The following is a 19,242-nucleotide window of genomic DNA, read 5'->3' as shown; positions in this document are numbered from 1 at the left end:
AGTTCACCGGGCGTTACAGGCCTGAAAAGTGTCAACCTATTCCAGGACTAGTCAAGGAGATAACGATAAAACGTTATTTCGTCTCTTCAGCTTCCGGCAGGGTAACGTTCAGCTCGAGAATAGAGATATCGCCATCTTTTTGCTCCAGCTGTACCGTCACCATTTCCGGATCGATCTGCACATATTTACAAATCACTTCCAGAATATCTTTGCGCAGCTGCGGCAAATAGTGCGGTTCAGCATCGCTACGGCGGCGCTCGGCCACGATAATCTGCAGACGTTCTTTCGCTATGTTAGCGGTGCTCTTCTTTCGTGAGAGAAAAAAGTCAAGTAATGCCATAATTTATCCTCCGAACAGGCGTTTGAGGAAACCTTTCTTCTCTTCTTCGATGAAGCGGAAAGGGCGTTCTTCTCCCAGCAGACGTTCAACGGTATCAGCATACGCTTTACCGGCATCTGATGTCGCGTCCAGGATCACAGGTTCGCCCTGGTTAGAGGCGCGCAGCACGGACTGATCTTCCGGGATAACCCCGACCAGCTTGATGCGCAGGATCTCCAGCACATCCTCCATGCTCAGCATATCGCCTTTGCTGACGCGGCCCGGGTTGTAGCGCGTGAGCAGCAGATGCTCTTTGATCGGCTCGTGACCGTTCTCGGCGCGGCGCGACTTGGACGACAGAATGCCCAGAATGCGGTCCGAGTCGCGTACTGAGGAGACCTCTGGGTTAGTGGTAATGACGGCTTCATCGGCGAAGTAGAGCGCCATCAGCGCACCGGTTTCGATCCCGGCCGGGGAGTCGCAGACGATGAAATCAAAATCCATCTTCTTCAGCTCGTCGAGCACTTTCTCGACGCCTTCACGGGTCAGCGCGTCTTTGTCACGCGTCTGGGAAGCGGGAAGAATATAGAGACTCTCCGTGCGCTTATCTCTGATCAGCGCCTGGTTTAACGTAGCATCGCCCTGAATAACGTTAACGAAATCATAGACAACCCGGCGTTCACAACCCATGATCAGGTCGAGGTTACGCAGGCCGATATCGAAGTCGATAACGACGGTTTTCTTTCCCTTCTGGGCCAAACCAGTCGCGATGGCCGCGCTGGAGGTCGTCTTACCGACACCCCCTTTACCCGAAGTAACAACAATAATGCGTGCCATAGGAGTTCCTTGTTATAAGGGCTTAATTCAATGGTTGAACAGTCAAAGCGTTATCCGCGAGGAGCAGGCGTGCCGCTTTGCCATAATATTCGGCCGGGATTTGATCGCTCAGCCAGTATTCTCCCGCGATTGAGACCAGCTCCGCGGTGAGATGTGTGCAAAAAATTTGTGCTTCCCTGTCGCCGCTGGCCCCCGCCAGCGCCCGTCCACGCATCATGCCATAGATATGGATGTTGCCATCGGCGATCAGCTCTGCGCCCGCGCTGACGTGGCTGGTGACGATCAGATCGCAGCCCGGGGCATAGATTCTCTGTCCGGAACGAACCGGAACATCAATTAAGCGTGTTTTTGTGATCGGCGCGACGATTGGCTCTTCAACAGCAGGCGTTGCAGGAGCTGGCGTGGCCGGCTGCTGGCGCGCTTTCTCTTTGCCTTCAGTGAGCAGCGGTAGCCCGGCGCGGTCAATCTCAGCCTTCAGCTCGGCCTCTTTACAGCCGCTGACGCCGACAATGCGCAAACCGGTGCTGACGATGGCTTTTTGCAAAGCAGGCCAGTTTACCGCCTCTTCCAACGCGGAAATGTTAATAACAACGGGAGCATGCTGTAAAAAAGCGGGAGCCTGTGCGATTTTGTCTTCTAAGGCCTGACGAATAACCTCGGGTTTCGCATCATGCAAATGAACCACTGATAAGGTAAAACTACTGCCTTTAAGCTCGATGGGCGTGTTTGACATCCTGACCTTACTCATTTAGCTATTATCCCCCGCGCACGGGGTGATATTCCGAAGACTCTCAGGCATGTTATAGTCCCCGCTATATTGAGGCAAGACACCTCCCGTTAATTAAGAGTAAAAGTCTATTTACTAAGTAACTTTACTCAAAAACGGCCTTTCAAAAACCTATATGTATCAACCTGATGCAGAGATTTTTTTATTACGCATGGCCTCAACTTCATTTTCGTGTGCCAAAAACGTGACAGAGCCTACAAACCGGGTCAAATGTTCGGCGCTCAGATGGGCGTATTTTTTTACCATCTCAAGCGTTTCCCATCCGCCAAGTTCCTTCAGCGTCATCAGCGGTGTTCCATTTTGCACATGCCAGCTTGCCCATGTATGTCTCAGGTCATGAAATCTGAAATCAGAGATATCCGATGCATTTAAAGCTTGCTCAAAATCGCTGCGATTGATATCGGTAAGCCGTTTGCCACCCACGGTGAATACGTATTCGCATGACATGTCACATTCACGTAGAATCCGTACCGCCTCTTCATTCAATGGCAGTGGTCTAGCCTTGCCTGATTTGGCATTCTCAGCAGTGACTATCGCGTTACCAGTTTCAAAATCCACATGCTCCCACGTCAGCGATAAAATCTCTCCGCGCCTTGCTCCGGTAAGCAGGGCGAAGGAGACTATTCTTCGCATGATGTCGGTCTTCAGGCTGTCGATTAAATCTCTGGCCTGCCACTTCCTGATCCACCGAACCCGAACCTTCGGCTCTCTTAGCTCAGGCACGTATGGCCGGTGGTCAATCCATCCATGCTTCAAAGCCAGAGAGAACGCCCGGATGATAAATGCCCGGTACCGGTTAACGGTTCCGTTAGCCAGCGGCTTCTTTGACTTATGCCTGGAGTGCGTCGGCATCATCTTTGCGATTTCGTATCCCTGAATCTCGGTAATCACCCGGCCCCTGAAAACCTTAAGCCAGTACCTGGCATAACCCTTCTTATTTTCGTATGCGTTCTGCTCTTCGGCATCCTTCAGAACGAGCGATATTATTTCATCAAAGTAATGAACCGGCTTCCTGTCCAGTCTGCTCACATCCCACAGCTCATGCTTTAACTTGTCGTGGTACTCCTTCGCTTTGACCTTCTCCGCGGTGCCAGCAGAGCGTCTAATTCGCGTTCCGTCCGGTGCTGAGATATCAATCCAGTAGTTTTTACCTCGTTTATAGATCGGCATTTCATTGACTCCTTACCGACCACAGCCAGCCGGAAGACATTGTTAGGTGTTTTAGTGAAATTTTCCACGCTTTCTTCGTTAGCCCTCCATGACCCTCCGACCTTGAACATGTGGAATCGGGCAGGGTCGCGATAGATAGTGCTGGGCGACACGCAGATACGCTCTGCAAATGCGCGTAGCTTCATGAATGGCTCTTTATCCACGGTTTCCTCCTGAAGAAAGATTTCAAGCGCTGAATGCTCAGATTGCATAAGCACTTAAAACGTTTCCTATTAGCTCGGCCTCTTGTGCATTTATGTTCACTGGGCACGTTACGTAAACAACAATCCCTCTCTCAGGAAGAGGGATGGGGATGCGCATAGACACACAAGAGACATGCTGCTCTTTGGTCTTTGCAGGCTTTTTATTCATCCCGCTACCTTGGGCATATCTCATTGGTTTTGATGCAGGGTTCGCTATTTTTGCGTATTTACGCCAGTAGTGTCGGTAGCTAAGAAGGGTGTTCCTGGCTACTCTCTCGTTGTAAACTTTGTCAACATCCACATCTTCAATGGCAGTTCCAGACCCCAAATTTTTGGATAAAAAGCTAAGGACGGTCATGTGATGTGGTGGTGGATTTACTGATCGTGATACAAATTCAATAACGTCCCCAATTGTTTTAGCTTCCATATCTATGCTTTCCTCCGGGCAAAAATAAACCGTCTTATTCGGCGGCCATGATGATGTAGCGTTACAGAAGCTTCTTGCTGATAACGCGGTAAAGGTACGGCTGACGTGATTCGTGAATGGAGTTCTTGTTGAACATGATTTTCAGGGCGTCGGCCTTGCTTTCGTGCACCGATACGACTTCCTCAACTTTTACTACCGACCTTCTGTGATGCCTGACGAGTATGTGAACCCGCATTGGTTACTCCTTGCAAAATAAGACTCTTATTCGGCACCTTCGGTGATGTCGTAAAACTGTCCGTACGTTAGTTTTTGGAAGTTGTCAGGAATGACAACCTCTCTATGGCGATCTTCCTTATCGTTGGGGATTGCAAATAGAAGGGTGTCGTCGCGAGTTGGGTGCTTGCCGCCGTATGTGCTCAGCATCGCCATACCGAATCCGCTATTTCCGGCTCGACCTCCAATGCCGGTACGCATGATGTCGTAATGGTTGATGATGTAGGATTGCCAGATAGGCAGGTCTTTTAGTTTCTGGTTGGCGTCAGCCTTCACCTTGTCCAGCTGCTTGTTATATTCACGACCCTCCTTGGTGTTTCCTTTCCCTCTGGCGATAACAACTCGCTTACCTTCAAAAGAAAGCTCTTTCTTGACTGTCACCAGACAGGGAAACTCAAATCCTTTTTCCCACACAAATGACTCAAGCAGATCTCCTTTGTCACCCCAGCGGCTATTGTTTGTCCAGGCTATAGCTCCAACACTCTCTATTGCGGCTTCAAGAATGTCGTTTCTCTGTTCATTTATAGTGTTGTAGCCATCGATGAGTGACTTCACTTCCGGACCTTCAACGAGATAGTAATCGTAGTGTTTGCTCTGATCTGACATATTCCCTCCAAAAAAACGCCCGCACAGTGGCGGGCTAAATAATCAATCCGAACTCTGACGCCAGTCTCCTGTGTCAGAGCGGTGCTGGATTGCACCCAACAGCCTACTCAGGGAGTGGGCTGTAAGTTGCCGTCTACACAAAACACTGGCCACTGTCGCAGAACTGGATGAGGTCCATTTGCGTGTTTTTACCGCCACTCGGTTTAAGGGGGGCCTCCGCCAGTGGCACTCCGTACTTTGTGAGCCAAAGGTGTGGCCATAATTTCTGAATCTCCTTTTCATGAGCGCACGCTCTAGCGAAGTCTTCAGGTACGTTATTCTTCATGAAAAGCCACAGGTCATCATCGCGGTTCGGGCACATCCAGCATAGAGAGGCTGGAGGGGTAGGGAGTCCGTAATCCTCAACGCACTGAATAGCCATTTGCTTTGTCATCATCATTTCTATCAGAGGGTAACGACGCTGCCATTTCCCCGCGGGGAATTTAGCACGGCGCTGAGCCTCTTCAATGCTGATTCCAAGCCATGTATCTACGCCGCGTTCAGTAAGATATTTCTCTCCGTATCTTTGATTAAGGAACCGGTGAATGACCTCTGTCTTCCACTTAATTGAACAGAAGGCAGGCTGCTTTCCTGAACACTGACCTCTAATATCTCTGCCTTCGTATTCAGTGAAATACCCAGGCAGAGGGGCATCCTCATCGGAACCTATAAGGTCATAGGTGGCATACTTACTCTTGGGGATAATATGGTACTCAACCCCCATTTCTTCACAGAGAGGGGCGATGTACTGTCTCTGATACTCGAATACGTTGCTGGCCTCTCGCTCGGTATCGGACATGACTATAATGTCTGGCTTTGGTAGCACACCTGCGTGGATTAGGCAGATGATTGCATTGCTTTGCGTGCCCCCCCCTGATGAAAGAACGTTGAAGCGTTCTGGTCGATGGGTGAATTCTTTCTGCGGAATGAAACCTTTGGTAAACCCTGGCATAAAAACCTCCGGGCACAAAAAAAGCCCTAAAGGGCCGTTTAATTTTCACTGCCCGCTTAGAGCAGTCGTTAGTTGATAGATTTACTGCCGCATGGGCATTAAAAAAGCCGCAGTGTTAGCGGCTCATTAGTCAATCATTGCTATCATTCCAAGAACAAAGCTCGCCGATATGCAGATGACAACCAGCGCCCCTGTCAAACCGCCTATCCCCATGCCAACGCCGCAAGCCAGACCGGCTGTCATCATGCAGCACATCCTACCCCTCACTGCTCACCTCCTTTCCCCAGCGCGTCATACTGGTTAGGTGTTGTGTCGATGGGGTGGTTGATTGCAGGAGGTAAGGGGAGTGGCATCCAGTGAGTTACGCGTCCACTGAGTGCTTCACCGCCCCATTCATCACCATTCCATGAGCAATTCCACTGATAATGGCTTTTCCCCAGGCTGTTTTGCTCCTCGACATAGCACCAGTACCGACCTCCTTCCTCCGGCATCCTATCCGCGCACGCTATCCAGCCATCATTTCCCTGCTCAGCCTTAAGCGCCTCCCTGCTTGCCTGCCATGCAGACCAATAACCCTGTAGCACAGGGTCGTCATAAACATCTGAACCGGGGAAGATGCACTTATTGAAACCTATGCTTTTGCTACATGCGCCCGTCCTTTTTGCCCACGCCTCAAACTGCTCGCGCTCGCTCATTTGGCCTCCTTACTTTCTTCCGGTGGCAGGCTGGCGCAGTACGTCAAAATTCCAAGATGAGTAATGTGGTAGCCTTTGAAGGTAATACCCCTGTCTTTAAATTCGATGTACTCAAGATATCCATCATTTGCCAGCTGCTGCACAACCTTTGATTTAGACTGAAATAGTGGGAATGGGCTTTCTTTAAGCGCGTGTGCGATATCGGCCTCCCAAGCCCTTTCCAGAATTGCCAGCTGCTTTTTATTCATTTGGCCTCCTGAAGCTGCAAGTAGACGATCATTGCATTGCGCAGAGGATTATCTCCCTGCCAAAGATGTTTAAAATCTAGCTCTAAACCATGCCCTGTTATAACCCCACCAAGAGCGCATGGCTCTCGTCCACTTTCGAGAATGATGCTGATGTTATTTTCGACGATAATCGGCCATGCGTCGGCGGCGTTGTTGCAGGGGTCGAAGGCCTTCCATCCGGTGCAAATTCCTTTATGTCCACCAAAGTCGGCATACTCATGGATAAATACTTCTCCACTTGACTTCTTTACCGTCAGGCCATCACGTGCAACAAGCTTCCCCACCGCTTCATTAACGCTTACATCACTCATCTTGCTGTAATCCATCACGCGTCCCTCTGTTTTCTGAGCATCTTATCAAGGTGCCGGTTTTGGTTAACTGAAGGGAAGCTGTTTCGCTGCATCAGCTCTTCCTTTGTTGGCGCAGAATCTTTATTGCGCTTCCCGCCAACGCACACCGTTCTGTATGTAGCTTGCTCGCTTCTCATGCTGCCTCCGTTTTCACAACATCTATTGCGCAGCCGGGCAACAACTGAACTGCCGGGCCTTCACACTGGTTTCCCCAAACATCAAATCCATGCGATGACTGCCTGGCGAATAGCTCAATGCGCGGAACATCACCGAGCAACTGCATCAGTTTTTCGCGCACGATATCCGGCTTGCGGGAGTTCTCCAGCCTCGGCGCGGTGACATGCTGGCAGATGGAAGCATCCATCCTCTCAGGCAATTTTCCGCGCACCGCAAACAGGCAATCTTCACTATTAGCCCGGGTCAGGTGGCCCATGCCGATCGCGCTGTTACCCTTCACGCGGTTCGTCTTGTGCCAGGTGAAGCCCTTCATGGTCATCAGGCGAAACCCCCACGCCTCGATAACTTTCAGCGCCTCTACCGGCTGCGTTGGCACCCACCACATGGCCAGCAGGCAACTATCTGCAGCCAGATCCCAAACCGGAATCCGGCAGATATCCTGCACGTTCATAACCGTATATTTGAACCCCGCGCCGCGGTCACCGTCGGCTGCTTTGTCGCGGTAGGACCACGGCGGATCTGCATAAATCAGGGTGTACTTGTTGGTCATGCCGCCTCCCGTCGGGCGAGCATTTTCGCCTTTCTTTTTCTACTCTCGGCATGCCTCTTTTTCATTCGCTCAGAGGTGCAGCTTCTGTTCTTTTCAGAGATGTAATTCAATCCCGTTCGATGGGCGTGCTTGTTGTTGTCGGCCATAGAGCACCACTCAAGGTTTTCAACTCTGTTGTCTTTTTTGTTGCCGTTGATATGATTTGCTACAAATCCATCAGGTGGCTCGCCGATAAAAGTTGAGGCGACAATTCGGTGAACAAGGTAATGAGTTTTGACGCCATTTTTGCATAGTCCTATCGAGCTATATCCATTCGAATGGTCGTGCAGCTTTAATTGCTTACCGGCTCGCACCCGCCCAAATCTATCAATCCTGTCAACTGAGCGAATTTCCCCGGATGAGCAAGCTTCGTAAAGCCCCTCATAGCCATTAATTGGCTTCCAAATACGCTGATCTAATGGCGTGTTACTTCCGGTATAGTCATTCATGCCGCCTCCTGCTTTACTCTGTTCAGTTCTTCCGCAACACGCTGCGCCTTGAGTAGGTTTCTGATAACAGAGAGGCCGGGATATACCCAGCCTCTTTTAACGATTGAATAGACAAGCGTAACGCTGCCTACTCGGATGTCTGCGTATGGGTTGTCCACGGTCACACCTCCCCTTGTTCAATGCGTAATGTTCTGCTCATTTCAGTCCATCCTCGTGTGTCCGTATCGGCCAATGTAGCGACGCTCTTCGGTGTAGGCAGGCTGCCTCGGGCCAACTGTCTGCCATGCTGGACGAAAAGAAGCCTCATAGTTGTCCTGCCAGACCCGGTTAGCCCACAGCTCATCCATGAGCCGCTGCTCGCGCTGCTGCTTGCTCTCGACCTCATATTGGGTGCCTAGCGTTTTATCCAGGTGTGAGAATAAGCCAGCCAGCACCTCTTCTTTGGTGCCGGAGCGTTTTGGTGGGCGCAGATATCCCGCCCCGGGTGAAGAGGTGCTCATTGGAGACTCCAGTTATTAAATGGCGTGAATGGTGTGGCGCTGGAACGGCAGGGTTATAGGTGCAAAGGGGATCTCATCGTCGAAGTTCATGGGCGGCTCACTGACTGCAGGCAGCTGCTGCGGTCTTTGTGCGGTGCGTGGTTGCTGCTGCGCTGCCTGACTAGATGAGCGCGGCGGCAGATCGATATCCCTTACCAGAATCGTAGGCGTCTGCGCCTGTGAGCCGTCATTGCGCTTCCATTCCTCGATAACGAACTCTCCCGTCACCGTTACCTTTACGCCCTTCAGAATCGAAGCTGAGAGCTTCTCAGCCATAGCGCCAAACATCTTGCAGTTCAGCCAGGATGTCTTCTCGTTGTCGCCAAATCCGCTTTTGGCCGGGAGGGAGAATTGTGCGATATGCTTGCCGTTAGGGGTGACGCGGACAACCGCGTCTTTCCCCACGTTGCCGGAGATAGTGATAATGTTGATAGCCATTTATGCCGCCTGAGTTTGTTGCTTGAGTTCTTTTCTTCTGATTGTCGTCACTTCTCGACACTTTTCCTGATGCTCAGGGAAGCCATCAAGCTCATGCCATACGGCCTGATATCGGTCAGTCAGCTTTGAAGTATCGGTTTCAGAATTGGCGTAAGATGAGAATCCTTTCAGAACAGCATCAGCGTTTATCGTCTGCTTGGCGTGAGCATTGTTTTGCTGATGCTTCAACTCATCAGTATCAGCATCCTTTGAATCATCAATGCCAAACAGGCCGTTAAGGCAGTATTTACGAGCATAGGAGCTGGTTGCGCCAGTTACCTGAGCTGAGTCCATTCCCTTCTTTTGTGCCTCTTCTCGAGCCATTGCAGTAGCAGAATGAGAGGCCTCACCATCAGTTATCGTGGCGACTGCCTTTACATAAAACCGGTCTCCGATCTGGACTATCTCATCACTGATAGACAAGAAGAGGCCGTCAAGCAGCGGCTTAACAGCCTCGAGGATGTCCTCACAGCTGCGGTATCTGTAATTGCCGAAAGTGTTCGTCTGCCCCTTTGGGGCGACAAGCTCGCTTTGAATTTTTGCGAGGCGCGAGAAAAATTCTTTACTCATACATTCCCATCCTTTCTGCTTGTTGCTCACTGCGGTAATCAGCAATAGCTTCCTGCGCTGCCAGTTCGTGAGTCATTTCAGGTTCGCCGATCACATCCTGCATCAGCCGCACAAAAGCATCGTCATCCCATCGCTCTAACGCGCTCATGCTGCCTGCTCCTGTGCGATGACTGTGTAGCCCTGCTCTGCCAGCCACTCCAGCACTACAGCGCCGTCCAGCTGCATCAGAACCTCACGGGTGTCTACTGTGCCATCGAGAACAACGCCTTCCAGCTCGACTACCTGATTACGCTGGCTATCGAGGTAGCCATGCACGCTGTCACATTTACATTTAATCTTCATAGCTCAACTCCTGGGTGAGCGAGGGCCGCCGCGTAGTGGCTGCCGGTGTGGAAATAGGGTGGGGTGGTGCTACATCGAGAATGGGACGCGGATGTATTTGCGCTTTTTCAGTGGGAAGTAGAGATATCCCCAGAATGAGTCTTCGCTTGGATAGTTAGTATGCTGCTCAACGAGCACATAAGGCATCCCGTGAATCGTATCTTCTTGCCTCTCGAACGGCCTTTCATTCGTGATTTCAACAATGTCTGGAAAATCGAGGTGGCAATCGTCGTAATAATCCTTAACGCGTTTTATAAAAGGCACTAATTCCATATCCACCTCAGTGCGTCAGCGGCAGCCCGCGACCGTTTAATAAGACCTCAACCACACCATCACGAATCTGAAGGCTCTCCAGCACCGTATGGATGTAGAGACACTTCTTGTCGTGCTTAACCGCTGATACGCGGTAGGTGCGTCCCTGATGGAGTACGTGCATGCCAGGCTCAACACACTGGCGGATGATTGGCATGTGGCCATAGTGGCTATGCATCTGGATCCTCCAGTTTTACGCCGGGGATATCGCCTGATAAAATCAGGTTATAAACATCAATGCAGTCTGTATAGGTAATGTCTGGTAGGCTTTTATGTAGAGCATCGATGATTTCTTCACGCTTACGCCCTGCTTCGTTTATATGCGGGCGGAAGGACCAATTTCCTGTCCGAAGCACGCTCTCAACCTCTGGGTGATGCTGGTTATTAGTCTTGCGAGTGATGAATATGGTGTGTTCTCCAATGTAAGCCGCTTTACCAACAAGCACTTCACTTCCATCTGAAAAAACGGCTTCACACTCCATATCCATCGGCGGCAATCCCTGCCCATCCCAAACCGGCTTATTAACCAGCATCTCTTTGCTGGCAGCGAGAGCGGCCTCGTATTCATCGCGAGTTACACTTTCAGTGCGCATTGGGTCACCTGCTGCCCTCTCTCTAACAGCCTCTTCAGCAAAATTCATCCCGTACTCAAGGCCGCAGTCTGCGTCCCAGTTACCATGCTCGTCATAAAAGTCGATGTTAGCCTCATCAACAAAACGATGGCATTCAACAGCACCTTCAGGCCAGCCGCCAAACGCGGGCAAGTCGCGTACTAAAATCTCAATCAGCTTCATGCCTTCATCTCCGTTAAGTGACCGAAGCCAGCGATATGCATCTGCCAGCGGTTAAGAGTAATCTGCTCACGCGGCTTATCTACCGACGTCAACCGCCACTGGTTATCGTTGAGTGCACAGCGCTTTACGGTGTACTGCTTGCAGTTGTGGGTGACGGTCAAAGGGCTGCCGCCAATCTCGATAGTGGACATAATCATCTCCCCGCTTATCGCCGCGGCGCGGAACGTTGAACAATTAACTCGCGTGTCTGTTGCCAAAAAAGAAGCCCACCACATGGATGAGCTTTTGTTTGGGCAAAAAGAAACCCGCCGGAGCGGGTCTATTCAGTTGGTGGCTTAGGTTTAGGCATCCAGTGCGTTACCTCCCTTACGCACTCTCTGTATTGATATTTTCTTTCTCCATTCATCACGTAAAAAACTCCAGCACCGCGCCACTTTCCGTCAGGGAATAGAATTGCAACTCCTGTATCAAAACAGGGTTCTCCATCAGCATCAGATGTAAATGCAACAAGAACCTCTCGAGGGTAACCTGGCTTATTGTCACTGCACTTAATCCACTCCATCCTCTTTCCCCTCTCTGTATAAGAAACCCGACCGGGCTAGCGGTTACTGACCCAATGCCTTATCAATCGCAGTTTCGACCTGAGCCAATAAGCACTTGGTCGGATTTAAAGAGCCTTGTTCTGCCTGATATCCGGCAGCGTGTAGTTGATTTCTCATTCTCAAGCACGCCTCTAGAAGATCAGGTGCCGCTTGCATCAAATTTATATCCCTGCGGTCAATGACCGTGTCATCAAACGTGAAGTAAACCCCATCGTCATTAAACCCAGCACCTACCACGCTCCATGGCCTTTTCATCTGTGGAAAATCACTCATCTCTCCCCCTCATCCCCTGCGTCGCCGCTATGAAATATTTGGCTGTGTGGTCAGGGTTACCAGCCCCATGCATACGACTGTCTTTGCTATTCAATCGCCTGCATCCACCACACACCAAATACCTCAGTAAAGCCGCGCTAGGCGGCCTCAGAATGTCATGCTGACCACATAACCCCGACGCACTAACTCACCAACAGCCTGTGAATGCTTCCTTTTTGCTTCGGCTTCTGCCTTGCGGGCGCTTTGAACAGCTTTAGCCGCATCACTGACAAGCCGCTTTAATACGGCATCGCTTAACTTATCCATATCTCACCCTCTGTTAGATTTGCCGTCAGCCCCTAGTGAAGGGAGCCAGCCAATAAAAAAGGCCGCCTAAGCGACCAGTTGAATTAATGCCGGGATGTTTATCCACGCCCGGCACGTGGCCTTTGCTTTCCACAGTCAAAGGAAACTGATATGTTGCTCATTCCACAGTCAATATAGGAATATTCTTATGTCGAGATACATAGTTAGGGTTGAACTGCGTGGTGCTGATTCGGAAGACTATGAAAGGCTTCACGAAAAAATGGAAGCCAGAGGTTATAGTCGTGATATTCAGGATTTTGATGGAACTGTGTTCAGGCTTCCTACTGCCGAGTACACCACCCTAAAAAACTCAACCGTTGATAATATAAGGGAAGAAGTCAAGGGGATTGCTGGAAGCGTCAGGCCTAATTATTACCTGTTAATTACTGAAGCGGCTGACATATCATGGTGGCTGGCTAAGAAGTAGGCCCGCAACCGCCGTCAGCAGCTTCACCAGTAAAAGACTTTCTGCGCTGAACTTCGTATCTCAGTGCTTTAATCGAAACGTCCAGGGCATCTGAAAAGCTGATGCCTTCTTCATCCGCCAGTTCCTGCACAACCTTTCTTAACTCATTATCCTGATTATCCATATACCGTCTCTTTTAAATAAGTGGAGTAGATTTGCCGTCAGCCCCTCGTGAAGAGCCGCTGGGAAATCTGCCCCGTTGCCAGGGCAGCCGAGTTTTCAGCCTTCGCTGTTACCTGCTACATAAGTCCTCCGATCCAGTATGCCGCGTCGAAAAGGGTGGCAGCGGCTAGCCATGCGTGTGTATTGCCCTTGCGGGCTTAAAGATACTGATGAAGTCAGCTCTTGAAATGCTGACGCCGGGCATCGCGTATCTGTCTAAGCTGATGCTCTGTTGCGCCTTTGTGATGATTGCTGATGTGACACACCGGTGTGCGTGGGTCGAAGTCCTCACCGCAAACCGGGCAACGAATGGCGTTTTCATAAGCCGACTCAGCGAGCTGTAACTTGCTTGGATTTGCGATGCCCAGCTGCGAAGATAGCTACTTCTGGTAAGCAGCTTGCGCCGCCGATACTGGTGTCACGCAGACTACCGAGCGAAGTGGCTCGCAGTACGCGGTTGCTGCAATCTTCTGACAGGCGTGAAAATGCACGCTCTATCTTCTGGCAATACTCTTTGCGCTCTCGGTGCTCAGCTGCGCGTTTAGCCTTGTAACGCTGTCTTGAGTTCATAAAAGTGTCCTCAGTAAGTGCTTTGGTGTTTCAGGCTGCGTGACATTGTGGCTCGCATCGCAGCAGCGCCTACTGCCATCCCGCTTCGCATGTCATCTGCGCATGACCTTGCGTTACTTTTTGGCGCGGAGCCTGAAACCCGAAGCACTTTCTTCGGCCTCCCCGCAACAGGGAGGGATCATCTTTTTAAATAAGCAGCCTGACTTCCTGTCTGGCGCGGCTCAACTTCCTGCGCCGCATCGATGTTTCGTTTCGATGAGTTAAAATTACAAGATAGTTTGTAATATGTAAACAAGAAATATTGTAATTAATGACATGAAAAACAAATATCGTTGTTTTTTAACGATATTTATTTTTGTTTTAGGTGGGGTTATGGCTTGGTGGTGCAGGTTCCAACAATGTCGCCAACAAAGGCTTTGGTTGAGCTGCCAATGGTCGATGAGTTTATGACCTTGGTGTACATTACTTTGTTGTCTTGTGTGATAGACCAGGTCTCTATCGTGGTCTTTTCCAGGTCCTTGTATATCCCCGTCATGGTGTTGTCAGCGAGCGGGATATACATAAGACCAGAGCCGACCAGGCTTGATCCGACATTGAATAGATTAGCCTTGTCGCCATCAATAGCTATCTGAAAAACTCCATTAGTGATGCGGTCCGTTGAAAACTCATATTTATCGAGCTCCATAGCACCGTAGCCATGCAAGTTAGAAACGACCCAGCATTGCGCAGAGGCTGCCAACGGTGACATCATGGCAATACCAAGAATTAAGCTTCTCACAACTTCTCCTAGATGTATTTGATGCGTCCTTCGACGACGACGCCAATAATCTTGCAATTCCCATTGATAGGAATAAGGGGCCATGATGGATTGAGGCCTTTCAGATACTGCTGCCCGCCATCGATAACCAGCTTTTTAAACGTAGCCTCATTAGCATCAAGGAGCTTCGCTACCACAAGGCTGCCGTTCTTGGCTTCACGCCCGGTATCTACCAGCACCAAATGCCCTTCAGGGATACTTTGGCCCACTGGAGACGTCATAGAGTCACCTTCGACACGAAGCCAAAACCCATCTCCAAGAAGATGCGTGTCTGACTCGATCCACTCACTTATTTGACTCAGGTCATAAGGCTCGCAGGCCTCTGACCATTCACCCGCGCTAACCCAGCTGATCAATGGATATTTCCCTTTCGGCTCATTCTTCCCTACGAATGTAACATTAGAATGCCCCGTCCCATCAAGTAGCCATTCTGCTGATACACCCAAAAAGGATGCCAATTCCGGCAAGTAACGAGGGCGCTTAGTCTTCCCTCCTTCAAGTTGTTCAATAGCTTGCTGTGAAGTTCCTACTTTTTCGGCCAGCTCTGTCTGAGTCAGTCCAAGCTGCTCTCTTTTAGCCTTAACGCGGCTCGCGATGCTCATATTTCACCTCAGTTATTGACCCCCTGATGCTTACAAGAAATCCTGTATTTGACAAACAAGATATTTTGTAATTAAATACAAGAAAGTTTGTTGGAGGAACTGCAATGCAAACTATCAAAGAGCGCTTAAAGAAAAAGCGACTTGAGCTCGACATGACACAAGCCGAGTTGGCCGAGAAGGCCGGAGTAAAGCAGCAGTCCATTCAGTTGATTGAGGCAGGAGTTACTAAACGCCCCCGTTATCTGTTTGAACTGGCTAACGCACTCGGATGTGATCCAGCCTGGCTCTTATACGGAAAGAAGCCCGGTAAAGCAGCATAGCAACACCGCTCTTTAACAATTAGCTCGCCAGCCTGTTACGGGATGGCAAACACAACCGCATCAATGGATGCGAATAAACAAATTTAACTAACAGGAATTATCACAAATGGAAGACTTAACAACACGCAACAAAGCCAGCGCTCGAAAAATTGAGAGCTGGATTCTAAACCGCATCGCGATTCTCGGAACCACTCAGGTGGCTGAGCATCTCGGGGTGAACAAGTCATCCGTCACTCAGTGGAAAAAGCACTACATCCCACGCATGGCTGCTCTTCTTGAGTTCATTGGATACGCCATTACTGACGATGACATTTCTCGTGTTGTGGTGGGACTGGCAGATCTGCTGGAGGAAAGGGGATTAGGAAAGAAAAAGCGCCCTGCGGTAACAGAGCGCTCTGACCAAATCCAGATGGATTTTTAACAACATTTCACGAGGTCAATTATATGCGAAACAAAGGCTTTCATCCACATGAAACGCATAAAGATGTGAAGCGTTCACGCTACCTCCAGTCTATCGACAGAGAAACCACCCTGCATTTTGCGTCAGTAGCCAGAACTGAGCTGTTCAAAGCTGAGGCGCGGAGTTTATTGCCTCAGTTACCGAAAGAAGAAGGGTTCACTTTCATCCCTAATGCCTTCCTGGAAAGGCTTCTGAAAGAGGATCTATCGGTCGCGCAGTTCAATTCAGTTTTAGCCATTTTCCGTCAAGGCAGGTAGCGATGAGCAATACAGCAAGAGTCTACGATTTCAGCGCCGCACACGAGCGCAGGAGTTCACGGATGGAAAACCAAAAGCAGGGGCATTTTGCCTTGTTCAGGAGCCTTCTGTCCAAGGATTGGGCCAATGACACTGCCAAGTTCTCCCTTTGGGTGAGGATCATCGGAATGGCTCAATACAAGCCCCGTACCGTCGATTTTGACGGGGTAAAGTGGGATTTGCAGCCAGGTCAAATGGTCACGAAGATCCCTTATTTAGCAAGAAAGCTGAAGGACTCTCAGGGCAATGAGAAATCAGCCAAGCAAGTGCGCGACATGCTCGAATTTTTCGCCAAAGAAAAGATGATCACCTTTGCCGGAAACCGCCACGGAACTGTGATTACGGTCATAAATTACACGGATTATCAGGCCGATTTTGAGGTAACAAAGCAGGTAAGTAACGAGGTAACAAACAAACCCAGCAACCACGCGGCCTGTGGCATAGCTGAGGTAACAAAGAAGGTAAGTAACGAGGTAGAGCAGAGTAAGAAGTTATTAGAACAAGAATATAAAAACATTACCCAAACCCACGAAGTGGGCTTGTCTGGTGATGAGAAATTAACACCCCGCCAGAAGGGCACTAATCCCCGGGCAAAGAAAACCAATCCCCGTGCATCAGTCCCAACATTCGACCGGGAGCGCTTCAAAGATACCTGGAACTGCAAAGCCCGTCAGTTCGGCCTCCCTAGCATTCTCAGTATCACCACCACCACCGAGGATGGCATCAAGCGACTCTGGCAGTCCTACCTGAAGCAGTGCAAGGAGCTTGGCAAAGAGCCTCGCGATATTGACACGTTCATCAACGGTTACATCGAGTTTGGCTACAAGCCTACAGACTGGGCTTGCGGAGCAAATCCTACCGGCAAGAAGTACGGCATCGATACCGCGCTCCGGCAGAAAAATATTGACCAGATTCTGGCGGAGGAGGGCTGATGGAAAGTTACGAATTTGAATACCAGCTCATCGGTTCGATGATCATGAAAGGCGACCATATCGACTGCCGCGACATCGCCGGGAAGCTCCCAGCCGTGGCGTTTGATAACTTCCACCTTCGCAGCATGTATCAGGCAATCGTCACGCTGCTGAACAAGGCCGAGCCAATCGACATGTTCACGGTGCAGGGAGCAGTACCGGCGGCTACAAAGGACCTGGTTCTTGATGTCGCTACCAAGACGATTAGCGCCGCAAACATCAGGGGGTGGGCAAAGCGTGTCCGGCAGTGCTGGATGATCCGCAAGGGTGTTGAGGACTTGCAGAACGCGGCAAAGATTCTCGCAGCGGCAGGAACTCACGACATCAACGAACGCATTGCTGAGGCTACCGGCATCGTAGGCAGATTGCAGTTCGAAACCAACGACAGACTGCCACGGCGTATCGCAGATCTGATTCCCGACTATCTGGAGGTTCTGGAAGAGCGCCTGAAGGGTGAGGAGTCCGGGCTGTACCTCAAAACGGGCATTGAGCCGATGGACGCGGAGTACGGCGGATTTGACCGAACTGACCTGATCGTCATCGCCGGCCGACCTGGCATGGGTAAGACCGAGCTGGCAATCAACATCGCCAACTCAATCGGCCGGCAGAAAGGCGTTGGGCTTCTGATCTCGATGGAGATGTCTGAAACGCAGGTCGTTGAGCGTCATATAGCTGACCGTGGAGGCTTGTCAATCGGAGCGCTACGTAACCCTTTGGGAATGAGGCAGGAAGATTACACGAAACTGACAGCGGCTACAGGGATGCTTCTGGACGAAGATAACCACGTCCTTACCGGCTCGTTCACCACGGACGAAATCATCAGCCATGCAGAACGGATGAATATGGACGGCGGACTTAGCTTTCTCGCCATCGACTACCTGACGCTTATCGACATGCCTAAAGCCGAGCGTTCTGACCTGGCGATTGCTGAGGTTACCCGCAAGATGAAGCAGTTCTGCCTGCGAAACAAAGTGCCTGTAGTCCTTTTGGCGCAGCTAAACCGCAACGTTGACGGGCGAGGAGACAAGCGACCAAACATGGGTGACTTGGCTGGCTCAAGCTCCATCGAAAAGGATGCAGACGTCATCATCTTCCCGTACCGCGATGAGGTCTATAACGAAAACAGCGACCTGAAAGGACTCGCAGAAATCATCGTCGGGAAATACCGCTCCGGCCAGCCAAAGACCTTCTACATGGAATGGCGCAACGGCCACTTCGTGAACATCGATCAGCAGGATGCAGCCAACCGCTTTGCAGAGAACGAGCGACAGGCTGCTAAATCCAATTCCTCCAACTGGAGAGGCTAAATGAAACGAATTTCCTACCTTCAGCAAATCATTAGCTACATCGCAGAGCATCCAGGCTGCCACTCAACCGACATTATCGCCGGTACCGGGCTGAATAAATCAACCGTCAACGGCACGCTTAGCAGGCTCGTAATCGACCAGCGTGTCCGGCGTGAAGGATTTGAGAAGCAGTACCGCTATATCGCCGTAGATAAACCGGCCCCAAACGGCAGGGTGAAGCCCGAGCCAAAAGCTGAAGGGGTAAACCTCCACGCCATGTTTAACAGCCTGCTCATGGCAGCCCGGGAGAACAGAGCATGAACGAAGCTCGCAACACCCGTGAAATCATTGAGCAGGAATATGCAGAATTTCCGGAGACCATCCTTAACGCTGAACTCTGCCGCGCAATGGCCCGCATCGAAGGCCGCAGCATCAAGCAGGCACTGAAGGCATTCGCCCGCGACCGTATCAGCAAGGTCGAATCTAAGCCCCTCAAAGGCGCTCTGGAGCAGATGGCAGTCAGCATGTTTCCTGAGACTGAGATAGCCCGTATTCGTGCCTGTGTAGGCCGTATGGAGTCGGCGCTGGTCAAGACATTCGGAGTGAAGAGAGCATGAAGAAACTCACGAAGGCCCAGCGCGCTTTCCTCATCTCCATCCACAAAGGCGCAGTAGAGCGCAATTCAGCCCACACCATCGGCAACACATTAAACAAACTAGGCCTGCTCAATTACTCCTACGGCACTCGTCAGTGGTACGTAACAGCAGCAGGCATTGAGCAGATTTCGAAGGGGGAATAAT

38 protein-coding genes are annotated in these 19,242 nt (G+C 50.6%); 9 read left to right on the top strand and 29 right to left on the bottom strand.

What is annotated here, in order from left to right:
* Nucleotides 1-73 precede the first annotated feature (73 nt).
* The 26 genes from minE to RTP97_RS07740 form a co-directional block, all read right to left on the bottom strand.
* A complete protein-coding gene (minE, locus tag RTP97_RS07865) occupies nt 74-340 on the bottom strand; it encodes a cell division topological specificity factor MinE (protein ID WP_042391279.1) in 267 nt (88 codons plus the stop codon).
* A gap of 3 nt (nt 341-343) precedes the next feature.
* The gene (gene minD, locus RTP97_RS07860; protein ID WP_312209374.1) at nt 344-1,156 is read right to left on the bottom strand and encodes a septum site-determining protein MinD; all 813 of its coding nucleotides are present in this window, start codon (nt 1,154-1,156) and stop codon (nt 344-346) included.
* Nucleotides 1,157-1,178: 22 nt separating this feature from the next.
* Complete coding sequence (minC, locus tag RTP97_RS07855; RefSeq protein WP_312412386.1) at nt 1,179-1,889, bottom strand: septum site-determining protein MinC; 711 nt, start codon at nt 1,887-1,889, stop codon at nt 1,179-1,181.
* A gap of 174 nt (nt 1,890-2,063) precedes the next feature.
* Entirely contained in the window at nt 2,064-3,113 is a 1,050-nt protein-coding gene (locus RTP97_RS07850; RefSeq protein WP_312412385.1) for a tyrosine-type recombinase/integrase, read from the bottom strand.
* A 240-nt stretch (nt 3,114-3,353) separates the two neighbouring features.
* Entirely contained in the window at nt 3,354-3,782 is a 429-nt protein-coding gene (locus RTP97_RS07845; protein ID WP_312412382.1) for a hypothetical protein, read from the bottom strand.
* Nucleotides 3,783-4,043: 261 nt separating this feature from the next.
* Nucleotides 4,044-4,661, bottom strand: a complete 618-nt coding sequence (locus RTP97_RS07840) for an Eac protein (protein ID WP_312412379.1) — start codon at nt 4,659-4,661, stop codon at nt 4,044-4,046.
* 133 nt (nt 4,662-4,794) lie between these two features.
* The gene (locus RTP97_RS07835; RefSeq protein ID WP_312412376.1) at nt 4,795-5,652 is read right to left on the bottom strand and encodes a hypothetical protein; all 858 of its coding nucleotides are present in this window, start codon (nt 5,650-5,652) and stop codon (nt 4,795-4,797) included.
* 263 nt (nt 5,653-5,915) lie between these two features.
* On the bottom strand, nt 5,916-6,347 hold the full coding sequence (locus RTP97_RS07830; protein ID WP_312412374.1) for a DUF551 domain-containing protein: 432 nt from the start codon (nt 6,345-6,347) through the stop codon (nt 5,916-5,918).
* A complete protein-coding gene (locus tag RTP97_RS07825; RefSeq protein WP_312412372.1) occupies nt 6,344-6,595 on the bottom strand; it encodes a hypothetical protein in 252 nt (83 codons plus the stop codon). The genes RTP97_RS07830 and RTP97_RS07825 overlap by 4 nt, the downstream gene beginning before the upstream one ends.
* Nucleotides 6,592-6,960 carry a phage protein NinX family protein gene (locus RTP97_RS07820; RefSeq protein ID WP_312412370.1) on the bottom strand — a complete coding sequence of 123 codons (369 nt, stop codon included), beginning with the start codon at nt 6,958-6,960 and terminating at the stop codon, nt 6,592-6,594. Before RTP97_RS07820 ends, RTP97_RS07825 begins: the two co-directional genes overlap by 4 nt.
* Entirely contained in the window at nt 6,960-7,121 is a 162-nt protein-coding gene (locus RTP97_RS07815) for a DUF2737 family protein (RefSeq protein ID WP_312412368.1), read from the bottom strand. Before RTP97_RS07815 ends, RTP97_RS07820 begins: the two co-directional genes overlap by 1 nt.
* Entirely contained in the window at nt 7,118-7,711 is a 594-nt protein-coding gene (locus RTP97_RS07810) for an MT-A70 family methyltransferase (protein WP_312412365.1), read from the bottom strand. The genes RTP97_RS07815 and RTP97_RS07810 overlap by 4 nt, the downstream gene beginning before the upstream one ends.
* Complete coding sequence (locus tag RTP97_RS07805) at nt 7,708-8,199, bottom strand: NUMOD4 motif-containing HNH endonuclease (RefSeq protein ID WP_312412362.1); 492 nt, start codon at nt 8,197-8,199, stop codon at nt 7,708-7,710. Before RTP97_RS07805 ends, RTP97_RS07810 begins: the two co-directional genes overlap by 4 nt.
* A complete protein-coding gene (locus RTP97_RS07800) occupies nt 8,196-8,363 on the bottom strand; it encodes a DUF1317 family protein (protein ID WP_312412360.1) in 168 nt (55 codons plus the stop codon). Before RTP97_RS07800 ends, RTP97_RS07805 begins: the two co-directional genes overlap by 4 nt.
* Nucleotides 8,364-8,399: 36 nt before the next feature.
* Nucleotides 8,400-8,699, bottom strand: a complete 300-nt coding sequence (locus RTP97_RS07795; RefSeq protein ID WP_312412357.1) for a hypothetical protein — start codon at nt 8,697-8,699, stop codon at nt 8,400-8,402.
* 15 nt (nt 8,700-8,714) lie between these two features.
* A complete protein-coding gene (locus tag RTP97_RS07790) occupies nt 8,715-9,176 on the bottom strand; it encodes a single-stranded DNA-binding protein (RefSeq protein ID WP_312412355.1) in 462 nt (153 codons plus the stop codon).
* The gene (locus RTP97_RS07785; RefSeq protein WP_312412352.1) at nt 9,177-9,785 is read right to left on the bottom strand and encodes an ERF family protein; all 609 of its coding nucleotides are present in this window, start codon (nt 9,783-9,785) and stop codon (nt 9,177-9,179) included.
* Nucleotides 9,778-9,933: a hypothetical protein gene (locus tag RTP97_RS07780; RefSeq protein WP_312412350.1), complete on the bottom strand. Its 156-nt coding sequence runs from the start codon at nt 9,931-9,933 to the stop codon at nt 9,778-9,780. The genes RTP97_RS07785 and RTP97_RS07780 overlap by 8 nt, the downstream gene beginning before the upstream one ends.
* Nucleotides 9,930-10,127: a hypothetical protein gene (locus tag RTP97_RS07775; RefSeq protein WP_312227598.1), complete on the bottom strand. Its 198-nt coding sequence runs from the start codon at nt 10,125-10,127 to the stop codon at nt 9,930-9,932. The genes RTP97_RS07780 and RTP97_RS07775 overlap by 4 nt, the downstream gene beginning before the upstream one ends.
* A gap of 69 nt (nt 10,128-10,196) precedes the next feature.
* Nucleotides 10,197-10,439, bottom strand: coding sequence for a hypothetical protein (locus RTP97_RS07770; protein ID WP_312412348.1), 243 nt, complete (start codon nt 10,437-10,439; stop codon nt 10,197-10,199).
* 7 nt (nt 10,440-10,446) lie between these two features.
* On the bottom strand, nt 10,447-10,656 hold the full coding sequence (locus tag RTP97_RS07765; RefSeq protein WP_312412346.1) for a cell division protein FtsZ: 210 nt from the start codon (nt 10,654-10,656) through the stop codon (nt 10,447-10,449).
* Nucleotides 10,649-11,272, bottom strand: coding sequence for a hypothetical protein (locus tag RTP97_RS07760; protein WP_312412344.1), 624 nt, complete (start codon nt 11,270-11,272; stop codon nt 10,649-10,651). Before RTP97_RS07760 ends, RTP97_RS07765 begins: the two co-directional genes overlap by 8 nt.
* The gene (locus RTP97_RS07755; RefSeq protein WP_312412396.1) at nt 11,269-11,463 is read right to left on the bottom strand and encodes a hypothetical protein; all 195 of its coding nucleotides are present in this window, start codon (nt 11,461-11,463) and stop codon (nt 11,269-11,271) included. Before RTP97_RS07755 ends, RTP97_RS07760 begins: the two co-directional genes overlap by 4 nt.
* A 128-nt stretch (nt 11,464-11,591) precedes the next feature.
* Nucleotides 11,592-11,834 (bottom strand): DUF551 domain-containing protein, encoded by a 243-nt coding sequence (locus RTP97_RS07750; RefSeq protein ID WP_312412342.1) that lies wholly within the window; start codon nt 11,832-11,834, stop codon nt 11,592-11,594.
* A gap of 43 nt (nt 11,835-11,877) precedes the next feature.
* The gene (locus tag RTP97_RS07745; protein WP_312412339.1) at nt 11,878-12,147 is read right to left on the bottom strand and encodes a hypothetical protein; all 270 of its coding nucleotides are present in this window, start codon (nt 12,145-12,147) and stop codon (nt 11,878-11,880) included.
* A gap of 147 nt (nt 12,148-12,294) precedes the next feature.
* The gene (locus RTP97_RS07740; RefSeq protein WP_312412336.1) at nt 12,295-12,453 is read right to left on the bottom strand and encodes a hypothetical protein; all 159 of its coding nucleotides are present in this window, start codon (nt 12,451-12,453) and stop codon (nt 12,295-12,297) included.
* 187 nt (nt 12,454-12,640) lie between these two features.
* Between RTP97_RS07740 and RTP97_RS07735 the strand changes: the two genes are divergently transcribed.
* Entirely contained in the window at nt 12,641-12,919 is a 279-nt protein-coding gene (locus tag RTP97_RS07735) for a hypothetical protein (RefSeq protein WP_312412334.1), read from the top strand.
* On the opposite strand, the gene RTP97_RS07730 is transcribed toward RTP97_RS07735, so the two are convergent.
* The 3 genes from RTP97_RS07730 to RTP97_RS07720 all read right to left on the bottom strand — a co-directional run bounded on the left by RTP97_RS07730 (nt 12,909) and on the right by RTP97_RS07720 (nt 15,109).
* Nucleotides 12,909-13,082, bottom strand: coding sequence for a hypothetical protein (locus RTP97_RS07730; protein ID WP_312412332.1), 174 nt, complete (start codon nt 13,080-13,082; stop codon nt 12,909-12,911). The genes RTP97_RS07735 and RTP97_RS07730 overlap by 11 nt on opposite strands.
* Nucleotides 13,083-14,060: 978 nt before the next feature.
* Nucleotides 14,061-14,468 carry a hypothetical protein gene (locus RTP97_RS07725; RefSeq protein ID WP_312412329.1) on the bottom strand — a complete coding sequence of 136 codons (408 nt, stop codon included), beginning with the start codon at nt 14,466-14,468 and terminating at the stop codon, nt 14,061-14,063.
* Nucleotides 14,469-14,476: 8 nt separating this feature from the next.
* Nucleotides 14,477-15,109, bottom strand: coding sequence for a LexA family transcriptional regulator (locus RTP97_RS07720; protein ID WP_312412327.1), 633 nt, complete (start codon nt 15,107-15,109; stop codon nt 14,477-14,479).
* Between the two features lie 104 nt (nt 15,110-15,213).
* Here RTP97_RS07720 and RTP97_RS07715 point away from each other — a divergent pair, with 104 nt between their 5' ends.
* The 8 genes from RTP97_RS07715 (at nt 15,214) to RTP97_RS07680 (ending at nt 19,241) form a co-directional block, all read left to right on the top strand.
* Nucleotides 15,214-15,429: a helix-turn-helix transcriptional regulator gene (locus RTP97_RS07715; protein WP_312412325.1), complete on the top strand. Its 216-nt coding sequence runs from the start codon at nt 15,214-15,216 to the stop codon at nt 15,427-15,429.
* A 106-nt stretch (nt 15,430-15,535) separates the two neighbouring features.
* On the top strand, nt 15,536-15,850 hold the full coding sequence (locus RTP97_RS07710; protein ID WP_312412323.1) for a CII family transcriptional regulator: 315 nt from the start codon (nt 15,536-15,538) through the stop codon (nt 15,848-15,850).
* 23 nt (nt 15,851-15,873) lie between these two features.
* A complete protein-coding gene (locus tag RTP97_RS07705; RefSeq protein ID WP_312412321.1) occupies nt 15,874-16,146 on the top strand; it encodes a hypothetical protein in 273 nt (90 codons plus the stop codon).
* Nucleotides 16,147-16,208: 62 nt separating this feature from the next.
* Nucleotides 16,209-17,117 carry a replication protein gene (locus RTP97_RS07700; RefSeq protein ID WP_312412319.1) on the top strand — a complete coding sequence of 303 codons (909 nt, stop codon included), beginning with the start codon at nt 16,209-16,211 and terminating at the stop codon, nt 17,115-17,117.
* Entirely contained in the window at nt 17,117-18,463 is a 1,347-nt protein-coding gene (locus RTP97_RS07695) for a replicative DNA helicase (RefSeq protein ID WP_312412316.1), read from the top strand. Before RTP97_RS07700 ends, RTP97_RS07695 begins: the two co-directional genes overlap by 1 nt.
* On the top strand, nt 18,464-18,763 hold the full coding sequence (locus RTP97_RS07690; protein WP_312412313.1) for a helix-turn-helix domain-containing protein: 300 nt from the start codon (nt 18,464-18,466) through the stop codon (nt 18,761-18,763).
* Nucleotides 18,760-19,059 carry a hypothetical protein gene (locus tag RTP97_RS07685; protein WP_312412310.1) on the top strand — a complete coding sequence of 100 codons (300 nt, stop codon included), beginning with the start codon at nt 18,760-18,762 and terminating at the stop codon, nt 19,057-19,059. Before RTP97_RS07690 ends, RTP97_RS07685 begins: the two co-directional genes overlap by 4 nt.
* The gene (locus RTP97_RS07680; RefSeq protein ID WP_312412308.1) at nt 19,056-19,241 is read left to right on the top strand and encodes a hypothetical protein; all 186 of its coding nucleotides are present in this window, start codon (nt 19,056-19,058) and stop codon (nt 19,239-19,241) included. Before RTP97_RS07685 ends, RTP97_RS07680 begins: the two co-directional genes overlap by 4 nt.
* Nucleotide 19,242: the final 1 nt, after the last annotated feature.

It is taken from the genome of Pseudescherichia sp. (genome assembly GCF_031998825.1).
In the GTDB taxonomy this organism is placed as follows: domain Bacteria; phylum Pseudomonadota; class Gammaproteobacteria; order Enterobacterales; family Enterobacteriaceae; genus Pseudescherichia.
The sequence above is the reverse complement of the archived record's forward strand: the minus strand, read 5'-3'. Positions and strand labels throughout refer to the sequence as shown.